Source organism: Citrobacter sp. TBCP-5362 (assembly GCF_005406305.1).
Classification (GTDB): Bacteria; Pseudomonadota; Gammaproteobacteria; order Enterobacterales; family Enterobacteriaceae; genus Citrobacter_B; species Citrobacter_B koseri.
On the sequence record NZ_CP040234.1, the window covers coordinates 429,592 to 446,381 of the forward strand.

A 16,790-nucleotide genomic window follows, 5' to 3' on the forward strand; every position below is an offset into this window, starting at 1 on the left:
AACACTATGGATAAGAAATCTGCTCGTATCCGTCGTGCGACCCGCGCACGCCGCAAGCTCCAGGAGCTGGGCGCAACTCGCCTGGTGGTACATCGTACCCCGCGTCACATTTACGCACAGGTAATTGCACCGAACGGTTCTGAAGTTCTGGTAGCTGCTTCTACTGTAGAAAAAGCTATCGCTGAACAACTGAAGTACACCGGTAACAAAGACGCGGCTGCAGCTGTGGGTAAAGCTGTCGCTGAACGCGCTCTGGAAAAAGGCATCAAAGATGTGTCCTTTGACCGTTCCGGGTTCCAATATCATGGTCGTGTCCAGGCACTGGCAGATGCTGCCCGTGAAGCTGGCCTTCAGTTCTAAGGTAGAGGTGTAAGATGGCTCACATCGAAAAACAAGCTGGCGAACTGCAGGAAAAGCTGATCGCGGTAAACCGCGTATCTAAAACCGTTAAAGGTGGTCGTATTTTCTCCTTCACAGCTCTGACTGTAGTTGGCGATGGTAACGGTCGCGTTGGTTTTGGTTACGGTAAAGCGCGTGAAGTTCCAGCAGCGATCCAGAAAGCGATGGAAAAAGCCCGTCGCAATATGATTAACGTCGCGCTGAACAACGGCACCCTGCAACACCCGGTTAAAGGTGTTCACACGGGTTCTCGTGTATTCATGCAGCCAGCTTCCGAAGGTACCGGTATCATCGCCGGTGGTGCAATGCGCGCCGTTCTGGAAGTTGCTGGGGTTCATAACGTTCTGGCTAAAGCATATGGTTCCACCAACCCGATCAACGTGGTTCGTGCAACTATTGATGGCCTGGAAAATATGAATTCTCCAGAAATGGTCGCTGCCAAGCGTGGTAAATCCGTTGAAGAAATTCTGGGGAAATAAACCATGGCAAAGACTATTAAAATTACTCAAACCCGCAGTGCAATCGGTCGTCTGCCGAAACACAAGGCAACGCTGCTTGGCCTGGGTCTGCGTCGTATTGGTCACACCGTAGAGCGCGAGGATACTCCTGCTGTTCGTGGTATGGTCAACGCGGTTTCCTTCATGGTTAAAGTTGAGGAGTAAGAGATGCGTTTAAATACTCTGTCTCCGGCCGAAGGCTCCAAAAAGGCGGGTAAACGCCTGGGTCGTGGTATCGGTTCTGGCCTCGGTAAAACCGGTGGTCGTGGTCACAAAGGTCAGAAGTCTCGTTCTGGCGGTGGCGTACGTCGCGGTTTCGAGGGTGGTCAGATGCCTCTGTACCGTCGTCTGCCGAAATTCGGCTTCACTTCTCGCAAAGCAGCGATTACAGCCGAAGTTCGTCTGTCTGACCTGGCTAAAGTAGAAGGCGGCGTAGTAGACCTGAACACGCTGAAAGCGGCTAACATTATCGGTATCCAGATCGAGTTCGCGAAAGTGATCCTGGCTGGTGAAGTCACTACTCCGGTAACTGTTCGTGGCCTGCGTGTTACTAAAGGCGCTCGTGCTGCTATCGAAGCTGCTGGCGGTAAAATCGAGGAATAAGTAGCAGATGGCTAAACAACCGGGATTAGATTTTCAAAGCGCCAAAGGTGGCTTAGGCGAGCTGAAACGCAGACTGCTGTTTGTTATCGGCGCGCTGATTGTGTTCCGTATTGGCTCTTTTATTCCGATCCCTGGTATTGATGCCGCTGTACTTGCCAAACTGCTTGAGCAACAGCGAGGCACCATCATTGAAATGTTTAACATGTTCTCTGGTGGTGCACTCAGCCGTGCTTCTATCTTTGCTCTGGGTATCATGCCGTATATTTCGGCGTCGATTATTATCCAGCTGTTGACGGTGGTTCACCCAACGCTGGCAGAAATTAAGAAAGAAGGGGAGTCTGGTCGTCGTAAGATCAGCCAGTACACCCGCTACGGTACTCTGGTGCTGGCGATATTCCAGTCGATCGGTATTGCTACCGGTCTGCCGAATATGCCTGGTATGCAAGGCCTGGTAATGAATCCGGGCTTTGCATTCTATTTCACCGCTGTTGTAAGTCTGGTTACAGGAACCATGTTCCTGATGTGGTTGGGCGAACAGATTACTGAACGTGGTATCGGCAACGGTATCTCAATCATTATCTTCGCCGGTATTGTCGCGGGACTCCCGCCAGCCATTGCCCATACTATCGAGCAAGCGCGTCAAGGCGACCTGCACTTCCTCGTGTTGCTGTTGGTTGCAGTATTAGTATTTGCAGTGACGTTCTTTGTTGTATTTGTTGAGCGTGGTCAACGCCGCATTGTGGTAAACTACGCAAAACGTCAGCAGGGTCGTCGTGTCTATGCTGCACAGAGCACACATTTACCGCTGAAAGTGAATATGGCGGGGGTAATCCCGGCAATTTTCGCTTCCAGTATTATTCTGTTCCCGGCAACCATCGCGTCATGGTTCGGGGGCGGTACTGGTTGGAACTGGCTGACAACAATTTCGCTGTATTTGCAGCCTGGGCAACCGCTTTATGTGTTACTCTATGCGTCTGCAATCATCTTCTTCTGTTTCTTCTACACGGCGTTGGTTTTCAACCCGCGTGAAACAGCAGATAACCTGAAGAAGTCCGGTGCATTTGTACCAGGAATTCGTCCGGGAGAGCAAACGGCGAAGTATATCGATAAAGTAATGACCCGCCTGACTTTGGTTGGTGCGCTTTACATTACCTTTATCTGCCTGATCCCGGAGTTCATGCGTGATGCAATGAAAGTACCGTTCTACTTTGGTGGGACCTCACTGCTTATCGTTGTCGTCGTGATTATGGACTTTATGGCTCAAGTGCAAACTCTGATGATGTCCAGTCAGTATGAGTCTGCATTGAAGAAGGCGAACCTGAAAGGCTACGGCCGTTAATTGGTCGCCCGAGAAGTTACGGAGAGTAAAAATGAAAGTTCGTGCTTCCGTCAAGAAATTATGCCGTAACTGCAAAATCGTTAAGCGTGATGGCGTCATCCGCGTGATTTGCAGTGCCGAGCCGAAGCATAAACAGCGCCAAGGCTGATTTATTCGCATATTTTTCTTGCAAAGTTGGGTTGAGCTGGCTAGATTAGCCAGCCAATCTTTTGTATGTCTGTACGTTTCCATTTGAGTATCCTGAAAACGGGCTTTTCAGCATGGTGCGTACATATTAAATAGTAGGAGTGCATAGTGGCCCGTATAGCAGGCATTAACATTCCTGATCAGAAACATGCTGTGATCGCGTTAACTTCGATCTACGGCGTCGGTAAGACCCGTTCTAAAGCCATTCTGGCTGCAGCGGGTATCGCTGAAAATGTTAAGATCAGTGAGCTGTCTGAAGAACAAATCGACACGCTGCGTGACGAAGTTGCCAAATTTGTCGTTGAAGGTGATCTGCGCCGTGAAATCAGCATGAGCATCAAGCGCCTGATGGATCTTGGTTGCTATCGCGGTTTGCGTCATCGTCGTGGTCTCCCGGTTCGCGGTCAGCGTACCAAGACCAACGCACGTACCCGTAAGGGTCCGCGTAAACCGATCAAGAAATAATCGGGGTGATTGAATAATGGCAAAGGCACCAATTCGTGCACGTAAACGTGTAAGAAAACAAGTCTCTGACGGCGTGGCTCATATCCATGCTTCTTTCAACAACACCATCGTGACTATCACTGATCGTCAGGGTAACGCGCTGGGTTGGGCAACAGCCGGTGGTTCCGGTTTCCGTGGTTCTCGCAAATCCACTCCGTTTGCAGCTCAGGTTGCAGCAGAGCGTTGCGCTGACGCCGTAAAAGAATACGGTATCAAGAATCTGGAAGTTATGGTTAAAGGTCCGGGTCCAGGTCGCGAATCTACCATTCGTGCACTGAACGCCGCTGGTTTCCGCATCACTAATATTACTGATGTGACTCCGATCCCTCATAACGGTTGTCGTCCGCCGAAAAAACGTCGCGTATAACGCTTCGTTTTCCAGGTTTGTTGGAGAAAGAAAATGGCAAGATATTTGGGTCCTAAGCTCAAGCTGAGCCGTCGTGAGGGCACCGACTTATTCCTTAAGTCTGGCGTTCGCGCGATCGATACCAAGTGTAAAATTGAACAAGCTCCTGGCCAGCACGGTGCGCGTAAACCGCGTCTGTCTGACTATGGTGTGCAGTTGCGTGAAAAGCAAAAAGTTCGCCGTATCTATGGTGTGCTGGAGCGTCAGTTCCGTAACTACTACAAAGAAGCAGCGCGTCTGAAAGGCAACACCGGTGAAAACCTGTTGGCTCTGCTGGAAGGTCGTCTGGACAACGTTGTATACCGTATGGGCTTCGGCGCCACTCGTGCAGAAGCACGCCAGCTGGTTAGCCATAAAGCAATTATGGTAAACGGTCGTGTTGTTAACATCGCTTCTTATCAGGTTAGTCCGAATGACGTTGTTAGCATTCGTGAGAAAGCGAAGAAGCAGTCTCGCGTGAAAGCCGCTCTGGAGCTGGCTGAGCAGCGTGAAAAGCCAACCTGGCTGGAAGTTGATGCTGGCAAGATGGAAGGTACGTTTAAGCGTAAGCCTGAGCGTTCTGATCTGTCTGCGGACATTAACGAACACCTGATCGTCGAGCTTTACTCCAAGTAAAGCTTAGTACCAAAGAGAGGACACAATGCAGGGTTCTGTGACAGAGTTTCTAAAACCGCGCCTGGTAGATATCGAGCAAGTGAGTTCGACGCACGCCAAGGTGACCCTTGAGCCTTTAGAGCGTGGCTTTGGCCATACTCTGGGTAACGCACTGCGCCGTATTCTGCTCTCATCGATGCCGGGTTGCGCGGTGACCGAGGTTGAGATTGATGGTGTACTACATGAGTACAGCACCAAAGAAGGCGTTCAGGAAGACATCCTGGAAATCCTGCTCAACCTGAAAGGGCTGGCGGTGAGAGTTCAGGGTAAAGATGAAGTTATTCTTACCTTGAATAAATCTGGCATTGGCCCTGTGACTGCAGCCGACATTACCCATGACGGGGATGTCGAAATCGTCAAGCCGCAGCACGTGATCTGCCACCTGACCGATGAGAACGCGTCTATTAGCATGCGTATCAAAGTTCAGCGCGGTCGTGGTTATGTGCCGGCTTCTACCCGAATTCATTCGGAAGAAGATGAGCGCCCAATCGGCCGTCTGCTGGTCGACGCATGCTACAGCCCTGTAGAGCGTATTGCCTACAATGTTGAAGCAGCGCGTGTAGAACAGCGTACCGACCTGGACAAGCTGGTCATCGAAATGGAAACCAACGGCACAATCGATCCTGAAGAGGCGATTCGTCGTGCGGCAACCATTCTGGCTGAACAACTGGAAGCTTTCGTTGACTTACGTGATGTACGTCAGCCGGAAGTGAAAGAAGAGAAACCAGAATTCGCTCCGATCCTGCTGCGCCCTGTTGACGATCTGGAATTGACTGTCCGCTCTGCTAACTGCCTTAAAGCAGAAGCTATCCACTATATCGGTGATCTGGTACAGCGTACCGAGGTTGAGCTCCTTAAGACGCCTAACCTGGGTAAAAAATCTCTTACTGAGATTAAAGACGTGTTGGCTTCCCGTGGACTGTCTCTGGGCATGCGCCTGGAAAACTGGCCACCGGCAAGCATCGCTGACGAGTAACCGGATCACAGGTTAAGGTTTTACTGAGAAGGATAAGGTCATGCGCCATCGTAAGAGTGGTCGTCAACTGAACCGCAACAGCAGCCATCGCCAGGCTATGTTCCGCAACATGGCAGGTTCACTGGTTCGTCATGAGATCATCAAGACGACCCTGCCTAAAGCGAAAGAGCTGCGTCGCGTAGTTGAGCCGCTGATTACTCTTGCCAAGACTGATAGCGTAGCTAATCGTCGTCTGGCATTCGCCCGTACTCGTGATAACGAGATCGTGGCAAAACTGTTTAACGAACTGGGCCCGCGTTTCGCGAGCCGCGCCGGTGGTTACACTCGCATTCTGAAGTGTGGTTTCCGTGCAGGCGACAACGCGCCGATGGCATACATCGAGCTGGTTGATCGTTCTGAGTCGAAAGCAGAAGCTGCTGCAGAGTAATCTGTAGTAACGTAAAAAAACCCGCTCCGGCGGGTTTTTTTATATCCGCCGTATCCCCACTTATCTACAATATCTGTACTCTTTTTGTTCATCCCCTGGAGTTGTTGTATGTGGTTACTGGACCAGTGGGCAGAGCGCCATATTACCGATGCACAGACTAAAGGTGAGTTTGATAATCTGCCCGGCAGCGGTGAGCCGCTGACCCTGGATGATGACTCACATGTGCCGCCTGAATTACGGACTGGCTACCGTTTACTCAAAAATGCCGGTTGCCTTCCCCCGGAGCTTGAACAGCGTAAAGAAGCCGTTCAGCTACTGGATCTACTTAAAGGTATTCGTCAGGACGATCCACGGTATCAGGAAGTGAGCCGCCGTTTATCGCTCCTTGAACTAAAACTACGACAGGCGGGGCTGAGTACCGGGTTTTTACGCGGTGAATATGCAGATAAATTGCTGCATAAGATTAATGATGACTAACGGAGCTTATATGTATCGTATTGGTGAACTGGCAAAGCTGGCAGAAGTGACGCCCGATACCATCCGCTACTATGAAAAGCAGCAGATGATGGAGCATGAAGTGCGTACGGAAGGTGGTTTCCGACTCTACACGGAAAACGATCTTCAGCGCCTTAAGTTTATCCGCTATGCCCGGCAGTTGGGCTTTACGCTTGAGTCGATCCGGGAACTGTTGTCGATCCGTGTCGATCCTGAACACCATACCTGCCAGGAGTCGAAAGGAATCGTGCAGGAAAGGCTGAAAGAGGTCGAATCACGAATTGCGGAATTACAGAGTATGCAGCGTTCATTGCAGAGGCTGAACGATGCCTGCTGTGGAACGGCACACAGTAGCGTCTATTGTTCAATTCTGGAAGCACTGGAACAAGGCGCCAGCGGAGTAAAACAGGAGTGTTGATTTATTGACCTGATGAGCCTACACTCGCGCCGTTAAACCATACAAACTGGAGTTATTATGAGTCGTTATCAGCATACGAAAGGGCAGATAAAAGACAACGCCATTGAGGCATTACTGCACGATCCGCTTTTCAGACAACGTGTTGAAAAAAATAAGAAAGGGAAAGGAAGTTATCTGCGTAAAGGCAAACATGGCAATCGGGGTAACTGGGAGGCCAGTGGCAAGAAAGTGAATCACTTTTTTACCACTGGCTTTCTGCTTATTAAGGCTTGTTAAGAACGGTTGTTTTGTTCTTTCAGAAGATCGCGGATCTCAGAAAGCAATACTTCTTCCGTTGTCGGCGCTGGCGCTTCCGTCGGTTCTTCTTTCTTACGATTCAGTTTGTTGATCAGTTTGATAGCCATGAAGATAGCAAACGCCACAATAACAAAATCAAAGACGTTCTGAATAAACACACCGTAATGCATCACGACTGCCGGGATATCTCCCTGCGCTTCGCGTAGCGTAAAGGCAAACTGTTTAAAATCGATCCCGCCAATTAACAATCCCAGTGGCGGCATAATGATATCAGCAACCAGAGAAGAAACGATCTTCCCGAATGCCGCACCAATAATCACACCCACTGCCAAATCAACAACATTCCCGCGCATCGCGAATTCGCGAAACTCTTTAATAAAGCTCATTTTATTCTCCCTATGCAACAGACGTTTATAAGTTTAACAAATGTTAAGGCATTTTCCATTTATGGATTGTTTAAAGGAGCATTTATTAGGCCCTGATAAAACAGGGGAATTAAAGAGGGCGCTGCATTAGCGCCCAAATAATTACAGGAAGAAAGGACTTGGCTGGAATAAGCGTTCGACGTCGGTAATAAACTTTTTATCCGTCAGGAACATAATCACATGATCGCCTTGTTCAATGCGCAAATTGTCATTGGCAATCATTACATCGTTACCGCGAACCACTGCGCCAATTATTGTTCCCGGTGGAAGTTTAATTTCATCAATGGCACGGCCTACGACGCGAGATGTACTTTCATCACCGTGGGCAACGGCTTCAATTGCTTCTGCTACACCACGACGTAGCGATGACACTCCCACAATATCGGCTTTACGCACATGGCTGAGTAACGCGGAAATCGTGGCCTGCTGTGGTGAAATGGCAATATCAATGACGCTCCCCTGGACGAGATCCACATAGGCGCGACGTTGAATGAGCACCATTACTTTCTTCGCACCCATCCGTTTGGCCAGCATTGCCGACATAATGTTGGCTTCATCATCGTTGGTGACTGCAATAAACAGATCAACCTGATCAATATGCTCTTCAGCCAGCAGTTCCTGATCCGACGCATCGCCAAAAAAGACGATCGTATTTTGCAGTTTTTCGGCAAGTTCGGAGGCCCGCTGTTGATCGCGCTCGATCAGTTTGACGCTGTAATCTTTTTCCAGACGACGCGCGAGACCGGCACCGATATTTCCCCCGCCGACTAACATAATACGCTTATAGGGTTTCTCCAGACGTTGCAGTTCGCTCATTACCGCACGGATATGCTGCGATGCGGCAATGAAAAAGACTTCATCGCCTGCTTCTACAATAGTCGAACCCTGGGGGCGAATGGGGCGGTCATGACGGAATATCGCGGCGACGCGGGTATCAATATGCGGCATATGCTCACGCATCGTGGATAACGCGTTCCCGATCAGCGGCCCGCCATAATAGGCTTTCACTACCGCAAGACTGACTTTACCTTCGGCGAAATTAACGACCTGCAATGCGCCAGGATATTCGATCAGGCGATAAATGTTATCGATGACCAGTTGCTCTGGCGCAATAAGATGGTCGATGGGGACGGCTTCAGAGTGGAAGAGTTTATCCGCATCGCGGACATAATCTGGCGAGCGGATACGGGCGATACGATTTGGCGTATTGAAGAGTGAATAGGCCACCTGGCAGGCGACCATATTCGTTTCATCGGAACTGGTCACGGCGACCAGCATATCCGCATCGTCTGCACCCGCTTCACGCAGCACGCGGGGGTGAGAGCCATGCCCTTGCACGACGCGGAGATCGAACTTGTCCTGTAAACTACGCAGGCGTTCGCCATTGATATCGACCACCGTGATGTCGTTGTTCTCTCCGACCAGGTTTTCAGCCAGCGTGCCGCCGACCTGCCCTGCGCCCAGAATGATAATTTTCATCAGTCGCGACCCGTTATCTCATCACTTTTTGATTAGCTTAGCGTAAAAGAAGCCGTCACCTTCTTCCGCACCTGGCAGATTTTGCTCGCCCGGTTGAGCGGGGGTTCCGGTGCCGGTCAGGGTGGCGTCCGGGGTGCGCTGTAAAAAAGCCTGAATCTGTTGGCTATTCTCTTCCGGCAGGACAGAACAGGTCGCGTAGACCAGTGTTCCGCCTGACTTTAAATGTGGCCATATGGCATCCAGAATTTCCGACTGTAATTTTGCCAGTTCAGCAATATCACGATCGCGGCGTAGCCATTTGATATCCGGGTGACGACGAATGACGCCGGTGGCTGAACAAGGCGCATCCAGCAGAATACGGTCAAATTTCTGCTCGCCACACCATTGCGCGGGATATCGACCATCACCCTGTTTGACAGTTGCCTTCATCCCCAGACGTTTAAGGTTATCGTAAACGCGTGAAAGACGCTGTTCGTCGACATCGACAGCCAACACCTGCGCTTCAGGCGCGGCTTCGAGTATATGCGTTGTTTTACCCCCCGGTGCGGCGCACAAATCCAGGATTTGCTCGCCGTTTTGTGGGGCGAGGAAGCTAACACAGCCTTGCGCGGAAGCATCCTGAACCGTTACCCAACCCTCTTCAAAGCCGGGTAAGGCATGAACCGGCGCCGGAGACTCAAGACGTAGGGCGTCAGGATAGGCCGAGTGGGGAAAACCGTTCATTCCTGCGTCCTGCAATAACGCGAGCCAGCTGTCGCGTGAATGATGTGTACGGTTCACGCGTAGCCACATTGGAGGACGTTGGTTGTTGGCTTCGACAATCGCTTCCCATTGGGTGGGATAGGATTTTTGCAGGCGCTTTAGCAGCCAGGACGGATGCAGAAAACGCGCCTCGCTGGTCGCAAACTCAGCCAGCAACGCCTCCTGCTGACGCTGAAACTGACGCAAAACGCCATTGATCAGCCCTTTAAGCTGTGGGCGCTTAATAGCAACAGCACCTTCAACCGTTTCTGCGAGGGCCGCATGTGGTGGAATTCGTGTGTGCAATAGCTGGTAAAACCCTACCATGATCAGGTAATGCACGGTGCGTTGCTTACCGGTCATAGGGCGAGACATTAATTTATTAATCAGCCACTCCAGCTGCGAAAGGGTGCGCAACACGCCAAAGCACAGCTCCTGAAGCAGCGCTTTGTCTTTATCGGAGACTTTTTGCTGTAGTGGTGGCAGGACATTACTTAAGGATTGCCCTTGCTCAACGACCTGCTCAACGGCCTGTGCCGCCAGACTGCGTAAATTTTGTTTTTTCATAACCGCAAAAATAAAAATGCCCGGTAACACCGGGCGTAGTAAGACGTGACCGTCAGGCCAGACGGTTGCCAGGAATAAACCATTCCCGACGTGAATTTAAAAGATCCTGCGTGCTCATTGCCTTCTTACCTGCGGGTTGAAGGGAGAGCAGGTTCAGGATGCCGTTGCCGGTTGCAACCTGAATACCTTGTTTAGTCGCGTCAAGAATGGTACCCGGTTCCGCTTGCGTTACGCGCTCTATCACTGACGCCTGCCACACTTTTACCGGCTGACCGTCAATTTCCATCCAGCTCATTGGCCAGGGATTAAAGGCGCGGATGCAGCGTTCAAGCTGTGCAGCAGAGAGAGACCAGTCCATACGCGCCTCTTCTTTGCTAAGTTTCTCAGCGTGAGTGGCCAGGGCGTTGTCCTGTACTTCTGGCTTCGCGGTACCGTTTTCTAACTGTTTCAGCGTTTCAATCAGCCCCTGTGGGCCAAGATCCGCCAGCTTGTCATACAGCGTGCCGCTGGTGTCTTTCTCGGTGATTGGACAGGCAAGTTTATAGAGCATATCGCCAGTATCCAGACCCACATCCATTTGCATGATGGTGACGCCCGTTTCGGCATCACCAGCCCAAAGTGAACGTTGGATCGGCGCAGCGCCACGCCAGCGCGGGAGCAGGGAACCGTGAACGTTGATGCAGCCGAGTCGCGGCATATCAAGCACCGCTTTTGGCAGAATCAGGCCATACGCCACCACGACCATTACGTCAGCGTGTAAGTCTGCGACTAAATGCTGGTTTTCTTGTGGGCGCAAGGAGGCGGGCTGAAAAACCGCTATTCCTTTCTCTTCCGCCAGCACTTTCACCGGGCTGGGCATCAGCTTTTTACCGCGTCCAGCCGGGCGGTCGGGTTGGGTAAACACGCCAACGATGTTGTGTCCAGAAGACAACAGCGCGTCAAGATGACGCGCTGCAAAGTCAGGTGTACCCGCAAAAATAATACGTAGTGAGTCTGACACGTTGATTCTTGTCCTTAAGCTCGGGCGTTCAGGCGGTCGAGTTTCTCAACTTTCTGACGAATACGTTGTTGCTTCAGCGGCGACAGATAATCGATAAACAGTTTACCGACCAGGTGATCCATCTCGTGCTGAATACAGATAGCCAACAGGCCGTCTGCTTCCAGCTCAAAAGATTGACCGTCGCGGTCGAGTGCGCGAATTTTCACTTTCTCCGCACGCGGCACTAAAGCACGCTGTTCTGGAATAGACAGACAGCCTTCTTCAATCCCCGTCTCACCGCTTTTTTCCAGCAGTTCCGGGTTGATTAACACCAGACGCTCGTCGCGGTTTTCCGAAACATCAATCACGATGATACGTTGATGAATATCGACCTGCGTTGCCGCCAGGCCAATACCTTCTTCTGCATACATCGTTTCGAACATATCATCGACGATACGCTGAATTTCTGCATTCACTTCTTCTACCGGTTTTGCGACTTTGCGAAGACGCTCGTCCGGAATATGTAACACTTGCAAAACTGCCATAATTATCCAGAGTTGTGTTCAGGAGTTGGAAAGATTATTACCTCTATTCTAGACAAAACCCCCTCCGATTGACAGCATCAGTGACCAATCGCAAAGATTGCCAGGACAGCTTGTGGCAGGGGGATAAAGGATGACCCGTACCGAAATTTGGTTACGTTTGATGCATGTGAGTGAATTGTATGGCGATGCAATGTTGAGCATTGCGAATTTGCTCATACAACAGCGTCAGATTGATAAGACTTTACTTCAGAACGCAGGGTTAACGTCCCGACAAGCGGAGCGCTTTTTAACCGTCCCGCAAAAAGCGCTGGATGACGCGCAGCACTGGCTTGAGCAACCTCATCACCATTTGATTCTGGCCGGCAGCGCGCGTTATCCGGCACAGTTGAATGCGATTGCAGATTATCCCGGTGCTTTTTTTGTTGCGGGTGATCCAGAATGTCTCCAGAACTTCCAGCTTGGCGTCGTCGGAAGCCGGACACCTTCCTGGTATGGCGAGCGATGGGGGCGTTTGTTCTGTGAAAGTCTTGCCGTAAAAGGGGTGACGATTACCAGCGGGCTGGCGAGAGGAGTTGATGGCGTTGCGCATAAAGCCGCCTTAAACGCGAACGGGAAAAGCGTGGCTGTGCTGGGCAACGGTCTGGGAAGTATCCATCCCCGACGGCATACCCGGCTGGCTGAGGGGCTGATAGACGCCGGTGGCGCGCTGGTGTCGGAGTTTCCATTAGCGACGCTCCCTTTACCGCACCATTTTCCCCGACGAAACCGCATCATTAGCGGCCTGAGCAAAGGCGTGCTGGTGGTTGAAGCGGCACTACGAAGCGGTTCTTTGGTTACCGCGCGCTGTGCGCTGGAGCAAGGGAGGGATGTCTTTGCCTTGCCAGGGCCGATAGGCAGCCCTGGCAGTGAAGGGCCGCATTGGTTGATCAAACAGGGCGCCACTCTTGTGACGGCGCCAGAGGATATTCTGGAAAATTTGCAATACGGCTTACATTGGCTGCCAGATGAGGCCGAAAATTCACTTTATTCACCAGATCAGGAAGTCGCAGCATTGCCATTTCCTATGCTCCTGGCTAACGTAGGAGATGAGGTAACACCTGTTGACGTCGTCGCTGAACGTGCCGGCCAACCTGTGCCAGAGGTAGTGGCTCAGCTACTCGAACTGGAGTTAGCAGGATGGATCGCAGCTGTACCCGGCGGCTATGTCCGATTAAGGAGGGCAAGCCATGTTCGACGTACTAATGTATTTGTTTGAGACTTACATCCATAACGAAGCTGAATTGCGTGTGGATCAGGACAAACTGGAACGGGATCTTACCGACGCTGGCTTTGACCGTGAAGACATCTACAACGCGCTACTGTGGCTGGAAAAGCTTGCTGATTATCAGGAAGGCCTCGCCGAACCTATGCAACTGGCTTCCGATCCACTCTCCGTACGTATTTACACGGCAGAGGAGTGCAATCGACTGGATGCCAGCTGTCGGGGGTTTCTGTTATTCCTCGAGCAGATTCAGGTGCTAAACCTCGAAACGCGAGAAATGGTGATTGAACGCGTGCTCGCGCTGGATACCGCAGAATTCGATCTGGAAGACCTGAAGTGGGTGATCCTGATGGTTTTATTTAACATTCCGGGTTGTGAAAATGCGTATCAGCAAATGGAAGAATTACTCTTTGAAGTGAATGAAGGTATGCTGCATTAATCGACCTTCATTCAGCATGAGTTGTTATGGCTAAATCAGCACTGTTTACGGTGCATAAAAATGAGCCCTGCCCACAGTGCGGGGCTGAACTTGTTATTCGCTCCGGGAAACACGGTCCTTTTCTCGGCTGCTCACACTATCCAGAATGTGATTATGTCCGTCCGCTGAAATCGTCAGCAGACGGACATATCGTCAAAGTTCTGGAGGGGAAGTTTTGCCCGGCATGTGGCGCGGAGCTGGTATTGCGGCAGGGGCGGTTCGGCATGTTTATCGGTTGCAGTGACTACCCCGCGTGTGGCCATACCGAACTGATCGACAAACCAGACGAAACTGCCATTACCTGCCCTCAGTGCCAAAAAGGTCATCTGGTTCAACGGCGTTCCCGTTATGGTAAAACCTTTCATTCCTGCGATCGTTATCCTGAATGTCAGTTTGTCATTAACTTCAAACCGATAGCCGGAGAGTGTCCTGAATGTCACTATCCGCTACTCATCGAAAAGAAAACCGCGCAGGGTGTGAAGCACTTTTGCGCCAGTAAACAATGTGGAAAGCCGGTTCCGGCGGAACAACAAAGTGAATAATAACCTGCCTACAGACGCTATCGCGGCAGCGGTAGCGGTACTGCATAAAGAATGTGTCATCGCGTATCCCACAGAAGCTGTTTTCGGTGTCGGGTGCGATCCTGATAGTGAAACGGCGGTCAACCGCTTACTTGAATTGAAACAGCGTCCGGTTGAAAAAGGCCTCATTTTAATTGCGGCAAATTTTGAGCAGCTTAAGCCATATATTGATGACAGCATGCTGACAGATACGCAACGAGAAGCGATCTTTGCGTGCTGGCCTGGCCCGGTGACGTTTGTTTTTCCTGCACCGGCGACAACGCCGCGCTGGTTGACGGGACGTTTTGATTCGCTGGCGGTTCGCGTTACGGATCACCCGCTGGTGGTCTCATTGTGCCAGGCTTACGGCAAACCGTTAGTTTCCACCAGTGCGAATTTGACAGGGTTGCCTCCCTGCCGCACGGTCGAAGAAGTACGGGCGCAGTTTGGCGCGGATTTCCCCGTTGTTGAGGGGGAAACGGGAGGACGTCTGAATCCTTCTGAAATTCGTGATGCCCTGACGGGCGAGCTGTTTCGACAGGGGTAATACGATGGAAACCTATGCCGTTTTTGGTAACCCGATTGCGCACAGCAAGTCGCCATTTATTCATCAGCAGTTTGCGCAGCAACTGAAGATAGATCATCCCTATGGGCGTGTTCTGGCGCCGGTTGATGATTTCGTGAATACCCTTAACGCCTTCTTTGCGCAAGGAGGGAAAGGGGCGAACGTTACCGTTCCTTTTAAAGAGGAAGCGTTTGCACGCGCAGATGCACTGACGGAGCGTGCGGCGCTTGCCGGGGCGGTGAATACCCTGAAACGCCTTGATGATGGTCGCTTGCTGGGGGATAACACCGACGGCATCGGTCTGTTGAGCGATCTTGAACGTTTATCTTTCATTCGTCCGGGGCTACGCATCCTGCTGATTGGGGCAGGGGGGGCTTCCAGGGGCGTACTGTTACCGCTGCTATCAATGGATTGTGCGGTTACTATTGCGAACCGAACCGCTTCCCGTGCTGAAGAACTGGCGCAAATCTTCGCTCATACCGGCAGTGTTCAGGCCCTTCGTCTTGATGCGCTGGAAGGCCATGAATTCGATCTGATCATCAATGCGACATCCAGTGGAATTAGCGGTGATATTCCCGCGATCCCGTCATCGCTCATTCATCCTGCTGTCTGTTGCTACGATATGTTTTATCAAAAGGGGAATACGCCGTTCCTTGCCTGGTGTGCGGAGCAAGGGGCAAAACGGTATGCCGATGGTTTGGGGATGCTGGTGGGGCAAGCCGCGCATGCTGTTTTTCTCTGGCATGGCGTGTTGCCTGACGTGGAACCTGTTATTGCAACGCTGAAGCAGGAACTGTCGGCATGAACCAGGCTATTCAGTTTCCTGACAGAGAAGAGTGGGACGCGGACCTTGAGGCCGTTAGCTTTCCCGCACTGGTGAATGGGATGCAGTTAATGTGTGCTATCAAGGGAACCACGCTGGCGCATCGCTTTGGTGGCGATACGCCAGAACGGTGGCTGGCAGACTTTTGTGAACATCGCTGGGATCTGGAAGAAGAAGCGGAAGCGTTGATCCAGTCCCAGCAAGAAGACGATCAGGGTTGGGTCTGGCTGTCCTGACTCAGGTATTCATCTTTCCATTTCACATAGTTATTTGCGGAGTACTGTAGCCCGGCTTTCTCTTCGTCACTTAGCGGACGGATCTGCTTCACCGGACTCCCCAGATACAGATAGCCGCTTTCCAGGCGCTTGTTTTGCGGCACCAGGCTGCCAGCGCCGATCATGACGTCATCTTCTATTACCGCGCCATCCAGCAGAATGGACCCCATGCCAACCAGAACCCGGTTGCCGATAGTGCAGCCGTGGAGCATGACTTTATGCCCGACAGTGACATCTTCACCCACAATAAGCGGATTACCTTGCGGGTTAGTGGTGGATTTGTGCGTCACATGCAGCACGCTGCCGTCCTGGATATTTGAGCGGGCGCCAATCTCTACATAGTTCACATCGCCACGAATGACGACCAGCGGCCAGATCCCGACGTCATCAGCCAGACGAACATCGCCAATGACGACGCTACTGGAATCGATCATCACGCGTTGCCCGATCTGTGGGAAAAGATCCTTATAAGGACGTAATACGTCAGACATGTTTACCTCAACGAAAGAGAACAGTAATGAAGACTTTGGTTGGATTATTGGCGCTACGCAAGTGTTTCAGGTATCAAAAATCAGCCAAATTGCGCAGGAATGTAGCGAAAGGGGTAAAAAACAGGCATTCAGCAAAAAAGATCCAAAAAACGCTTGTGCAAAAAAATGGGATCCCTATAATGCGCCTCCGTTGAGACGACAAAGTGAAACGCTTCACAAGATGGTCGGAACAACGAAGAGAAAAATCCTGAAAAATGGGGTTGACTCTGAAAGAGGAAAGCGTAATATACGCCACCTCGCGACAGAGCGCTAAAGCGCGTCGCAACTGCTCTTTAACAATTTATCAGACAATCTGTGTGGGCACTCAAAGTAACATGGATTCTTGACGTCGCAAGACGAA

The 16,790-nt window shown here is 51.2% G+C and carries 27 protein-coding genes; 21 read left to right on the plus strand and 6 right to left on the minus strand.

Annotated features, from left to right (window positions below; all coding sequences use genetic code 11):
• The first annotated feature begins 6 nt into the window (after positions 1–6).
• The 14 genes from rplR to arfA all read left to right on the plus strand — a co-directional run bounded on the left by rplR (position 7) and on the right by arfA (position 7,180).
• The gene (gene rplR / locus FD428_RS02035; protein WP_000358960.1) at positions 7–360 is read left to right on the plus strand and encodes a 50S ribosomal protein L18; all 354 of its coding nucleotides are present in this window, start codon (positions 7–9) and stop codon (positions 358–360) included.
• Positions 361–374: 14 nt separating this feature from the next.
• Complete coding sequence (gene rpsE, locus FD428_RS02040; protein ID WP_000940121.1) at positions 375–878, plus strand: 30S ribosomal protein S5; 504 nt, start codon at positions 375–377, stop codon at positions 876–878.
• 3 nt (positions 879–881) lie between these two features.
• Positions 882–1,061 (plus strand): 50S ribosomal protein L30, encoded by a 180-nt coding sequence (gene rpmD, locus FD428_RS02045; protein WP_001140434.1) that lies wholly within the window; start codon positions 882–884, stop codon positions 1,059–1,061.
• A 3-nt stretch (positions 1,062–1,064) separates the two neighbouring features.
• On the plus strand, positions 1,065–1,499 hold the full coding sequence (gene rplO / locus FD428_RS02050; RefSeq protein ID WP_001238917.1) for a 50S ribosomal protein L15: 435 nt from the start codon (positions 1,065–1,067) through the stop codon (positions 1,497–1,499).
• A gap of 7 nt (positions 1,500–1,506) precedes the next feature.
• Complete coding sequence (secY, locus tag FD428_RS02055) at positions 1,507–2,838, plus strand: preprotein translocase subunit SecY (RefSeq protein ID WP_001118864.1); 1,332 nt, start codon at positions 1,507–1,509, stop codon at positions 2,836–2,838.
• Between the two features lie 31 nt (positions 2,839–2,869).
• Positions 2,870–2,986, plus strand: a complete 117-nt coding sequence (gene rpmJ / locus FD428_RS02060; RefSeq protein WP_000868187.1) for a 50S ribosomal protein L36 — start codon at positions 2,870–2,872, stop codon at positions 2,984–2,986.
• 146 nt (positions 2,987–3,132) lie between these two features.
• On the plus strand, positions 3,133–3,489 hold the full coding sequence (rpsM, locus tag FD428_RS02065) for a 30S ribosomal protein S13 (protein WP_000090780.1): 357 nt from the start codon (positions 3,133–3,135) through the stop codon (positions 3,487–3,489).
• 16 nt (positions 3,490–3,505) lie between these two features.
• Complete coding sequence (gene rpsK / locus FD428_RS02070) at positions 3,506–3,895, plus strand: 30S ribosomal protein S11 (protein ID WP_001029684.1); 390 nt, start codon at positions 3,506–3,508, stop codon at positions 3,893–3,895.
• Positions 3,896–3,928: 33 nt separating this feature from the next.
• Entirely contained in the window at positions 3,929–4,549 is a 621-nt protein-coding gene (gene rpsD / locus FD428_RS02075; RefSeq protein ID WP_000135224.1) for a 30S ribosomal protein S4, read from the plus strand.
• A gap of 25 nt (positions 4,550–4,574) precedes the next feature.
• A complete protein-coding gene (gene rpoA, locus FD428_RS02080) occupies positions 4,575–5,564 on the plus strand; it encodes a DNA-directed RNA polymerase subunit alpha (protein ID WP_038392967.1) in 990 nt (329 codons plus the stop codon).
• Between the two features lie 40 nt (positions 5,565–5,604).
• A complete protein-coding gene (gene rplQ, locus FD428_RS02085) occupies positions 5,605–5,991 on the plus strand; it encodes a 50S ribosomal protein L17 (RefSeq protein WP_001216372.1) in 387 nt (128 codons plus the stop codon).
• Between the two features lie 108 nt (positions 5,992–6,099).
• The gene (locus tag FD428_RS02090) at positions 6,100–6,468 is read left to right on the plus strand and encodes a DUF1992 domain-containing protein (RefSeq protein WP_112001465.1); all 369 of its coding nucleotides are present in this window, start codon (positions 6,100–6,102) and stop codon (positions 6,466–6,468) included.
• Positions 6,469–6,478: 10 nt separating this feature from the next.
• Positions 6,479–6,904, plus strand: coding sequence for a Zn(2+)-responsive transcriptional regulator (zntR, locus tag FD428_RS02095; RefSeq protein ID WP_024131002.1), 426 nt, complete (start codon positions 6,479–6,481; stop codon positions 6,902–6,904).
• A gap of 57 nt (positions 6,905–6,961) precedes the next feature.
• A complete protein-coding gene (gene arfA / locus FD428_RS02100; RefSeq protein ID WP_012135422.1) occupies positions 6,962–7,180 on the plus strand; it encodes an alternative ribosome-rescue factor ArfA in 219 nt (72 codons plus the stop codon).
• Here the strand turns inward: arfA and mscL are convergent.
• From mscL to def, 5 genes are all read right to left on the minus strand, one after another.
• Positions 7,177–7,587 (minus strand): large-conductance mechanosensitive channel protein MscL, encoded by a 411-nt coding sequence (mscL, locus tag FD428_RS02105; protein WP_012135421.1) that lies wholly within the window; start codon positions 7,585–7,587, stop codon positions 7,177–7,179. The two genes, arfA and mscL, sit on opposite strands and share 4 nt — an antisense overlap.
• Positions 7,588–7,728: 141 nt before the next feature.
• Positions 7,729–9,105: a Trk system potassium transporter TrkA gene (gene trkA / locus FD428_RS02110; RefSeq protein ID WP_012135420.1), complete on the minus strand. Its 1,377-nt coding sequence runs from the start codon at positions 9,103–9,105 to the stop codon at positions 7,729–7,731.
• A 21-nt stretch (positions 9,106–9,126) separates the two neighbouring features.
• Positions 9,127–10,413, minus strand: coding sequence for a 16S rRNA (cytosine(967)-C(5))-methyltransferase RsmB (rsmB, locus tag FD428_RS02115; RefSeq protein WP_114848821.1), 1,287 nt, complete (start codon positions 10,411–10,413; stop codon positions 9,127–9,129).
• Positions 10,414–10,465: 52 nt separating this feature from the next.
• Complete coding sequence (fmt, locus tag FD428_RS02120; protein WP_114848820.1) at positions 10,466–11,413, minus strand: methionyl-tRNA formyltransferase; 948 nt, start codon at positions 11,411–11,413, stop codon at positions 10,466–10,468.
• A gap of 14 nt (positions 11,414–11,427) precedes the next feature.
• The gene (gene def / locus FD428_RS02125; RefSeq protein WP_047460857.1) at positions 11,428–11,937 is read right to left on the minus strand and encodes a peptide deformylase; all 510 of its coding nucleotides are present in this window, start codon (positions 11,935–11,937) and stop codon (positions 11,428–11,430) included.
• A gap of 130 nt (positions 11,938–12,067) precedes the next feature.
• On the opposite strand from def, the gene dprA reads away from it, so the two are divergent.
• From dprA to FD428_RS02155, 6 genes are read left to right on the plus strand one after another with little or no spacing between them, the layout of a single operon-like run.
• On the plus strand, positions 12,068–13,192 hold the full coding sequence (gene dprA, locus FD428_RS02130) for a DNA-protecting protein DprA (RefSeq protein ID WP_047460860.1): 1,125 nt from the start codon (positions 12,068–12,070) through the stop codon (positions 13,190–13,192).
• Positions 13,164–13,637, plus strand: a complete 474-nt coding sequence (gene smg / locus FD428_RS02135; protein ID WP_024130999.1) for a DUF494 family protein Smg — start codon at positions 13,164–13,166, stop codon at positions 13,635–13,637. Before dprA ends, smg begins: the two co-directional genes overlap by 29 nt.
• A 26-nt stretch (positions 13,638–13,663) precedes the next feature.
• Entirely contained in the window at positions 13,664–14,218 is a 555-nt protein-coding gene (locus tag FD428_RS02140) for a type I DNA topoisomerase (protein WP_012135414.1), read from the plus strand.
• On the plus strand, positions 14,211–14,783 hold the full coding sequence (gene tsaC, locus FD428_RS02145; protein WP_024130998.1) for an L-threonylcarbamoyladenylate synthase type 1 TsaC: 573 nt from the start codon (positions 14,211–14,213) through the stop codon (positions 14,781–14,783). Before FD428_RS02140 ends, tsaC begins: the two co-directional genes overlap by 8 nt.
• Positions 14,784–14,787: 4 nt before the next feature.
• The gene (aroE, locus tag FD428_RS02150; protein ID WP_058668174.1) at positions 14,788–15,606 is read left to right on the plus strand and encodes a shikimate dehydrogenase; all 819 of its coding nucleotides are present in this window, start codon (positions 14,788–14,790) and stop codon (positions 15,604–15,606) included.
• Positions 15,603–15,860, plus strand: a complete 258-nt coding sequence (locus tag FD428_RS02155) for a DUF1488 domain-containing protein (RefSeq protein ID WP_012135411.1) — start codon at positions 15,603–15,605, stop codon at positions 15,858–15,860. The genes aroE and FD428_RS02155 overlap by 4 nt, the downstream gene beginning before the upstream one ends.
• Here the strand turns inward: FD428_RS02155 and FD428_RS02160 are convergent.
• Positions 15,836–16,390, minus strand: coding sequence for a gamma carbonic anhydrase family protein (locus FD428_RS02160; RefSeq protein WP_012135410.1), 555 nt, complete (start codon positions 16,388–16,390; stop codon positions 15,836–15,838). The two genes, FD428_RS02155 and FD428_RS02160, sit on opposite strands and share 25 nt — an antisense overlap.
• On the opposite strand from FD428_RS02160, the gene FD428_RS02165 reads away from it, so the two are divergent.
• Positions 16,389–16,703 (plus strand): hypothetical protein, encoded by a 315-nt coding sequence (locus FD428_RS02165; protein WP_012135409.1) that lies wholly within the window; start codon positions 16,389–16,391, stop codon positions 16,701–16,703. The two genes, FD428_RS02160 and FD428_RS02165, sit on opposite strands and share 2 nt — an antisense overlap.
• Positions 16,704–16,790: the final 87 nt, after the last annotated feature.

Coding starts and splice junctions, on each gene's coding strand:
- rpsD (WP_000135224.1), top strand. CDS start 3,929: ATGGCAAGATATTTGGGTCCTAAGCTCAAGCTGAGCCGTCGTGAGGGC.
- rpoA (WP_038392967.1), top strand. CDS start 4,575: ATGCAGGGTTCTGTGACAGAGTTTCTAAAACCGCGCCTGGTAGATATC.
- secY (WP_001118864.1), top strand. CDS start 1,507: ATGGCTAAACAACCGGGATTAGATTTTCAAAGCGCCAAAGGTGGCTTA.
- FD428_RS02155 (WP_012135411.1), top strand. CDS start 15,603: ATGAACCAGGCTATTCAGTTTCCTGACAGAGAAGAGTGGGACGCGGAC.
- FD428_RS02090 (WP_112001465.1), top strand. CDS start 6,100: ATGTGGTTACTGGACCAGTGGGCAGAGCGCCATATTACCGATGCACAG.
- trkA (WP_012135420.1), bottom strand. CDS start 9,105: ATGAAAATTATCATTCTGGGCGCAGGGCAGGTCGGCGGCACGCTGGCT.
- FD428_RS02160 (WP_012135410.1), bottom strand. CDS start 16,390: ATGTCTGACGTATTACGTCCTTATAAGGATCTTTTCCCACAGATCGGG.
- FD428_RS02165 (WP_012135409.1), top strand. CDS start 16,389: ATGTTTACCTCAACGAAAGAGAACAGTAATGAAGACTTTGGTTGGATT.
- aroE (WP_058668174.1), top strand. CDS start 14,788: ATGGAAACCTATGCCGTTTTTGGTAACCCGATTGCGCACAGCAAGTCG.
- def (WP_047460857.1), bottom strand. CDS start 11,937: ATGGCAGTTTTGCAAGTGTTACATATTCCGGACGAGCGTCTTCGCAAA.
- rpmJ (WP_000868187.1), top strand. CDS start 2,870: ATGAAAGTTCGTGCTTCCGTCAAGAAATTATGCCGTAACTGCAAAATC.
- rpmD (WP_001140434.1), top strand. CDS start 882: ATGGCAAAGACTATTAAAATTACTCAAACCCGCAGTGCAATCGGTCGT.
- FD428_RS02140 (WP_012135414.1), top strand. CDS start 13,664: ATGGCTAAATCAGCACTGTTTACGGTGCATAAAAATGAGCCCTGCCCA.
- rpsK (WP_001029684.1), top strand. CDS start 3,506: ATGGCAAAGGCACCAATTCGTGCACGTAAACGTGTAAGAAAACAAGTC.
- rplR (WP_000358960.1), top strand. CDS start 7: ATGGATAAGAAATCTGCTCGTATCCGTCGTGCGACCCGCGCACGCCGC.
- arfA (WP_012135422.1), top strand. CDS start 6,962: ATGAGTCGTTATCAGCATACGAAAGGGCAGATAAAAGACAACGCCATT.
- rpsE (WP_000940121.1), top strand. CDS start 375: ATGGCTCACATCGAAAAACAAGCTGGCGAACTGCAGGAAAAGCTGATC.
- dprA (WP_047460860.1), top strand. CDS start 12,068: ATGACCCGTACCGAAATTTGGTTACGTTTGATGCATGTGAGTGAATTG.
- smg (WP_024130999.1), top strand. CDS start 13,164: ATGTTCGACGTACTAATGTATTTGTTTGAGACTTACATCCATAACGAA.
- zntR (WP_024131002.1), top strand. CDS start 6,479: ATGTATCGTATTGGTGAACTGGCAAAGCTGGCAGAAGTGACGCCCGAT.
- mscL (WP_012135421.1), bottom strand. CDS start 7,587: ATGAGCTTTATTAAAGAGTTTCGCGAATTCGCGATGCGCGGGAATGTT.
- rplO (WP_001238917.1), top strand. CDS start 1,065: ATGCGTTTAAATACTCTGTCTCCGGCCGAAGGCTCCAAAAAGGCGGGT.
- rplQ (WP_001216372.1), top strand. CDS start 5,605: ATGCGCCATCGTAAGAGTGGTCGTCAACTGAACCGCAACAGCAGCCAT.
- rsmB (WP_114848821.1), bottom strand. CDS start 10,413: ATGAAAAAACAAAATTTACGCAGTCTGGCGGCACAGGCCGTTGAGCAG.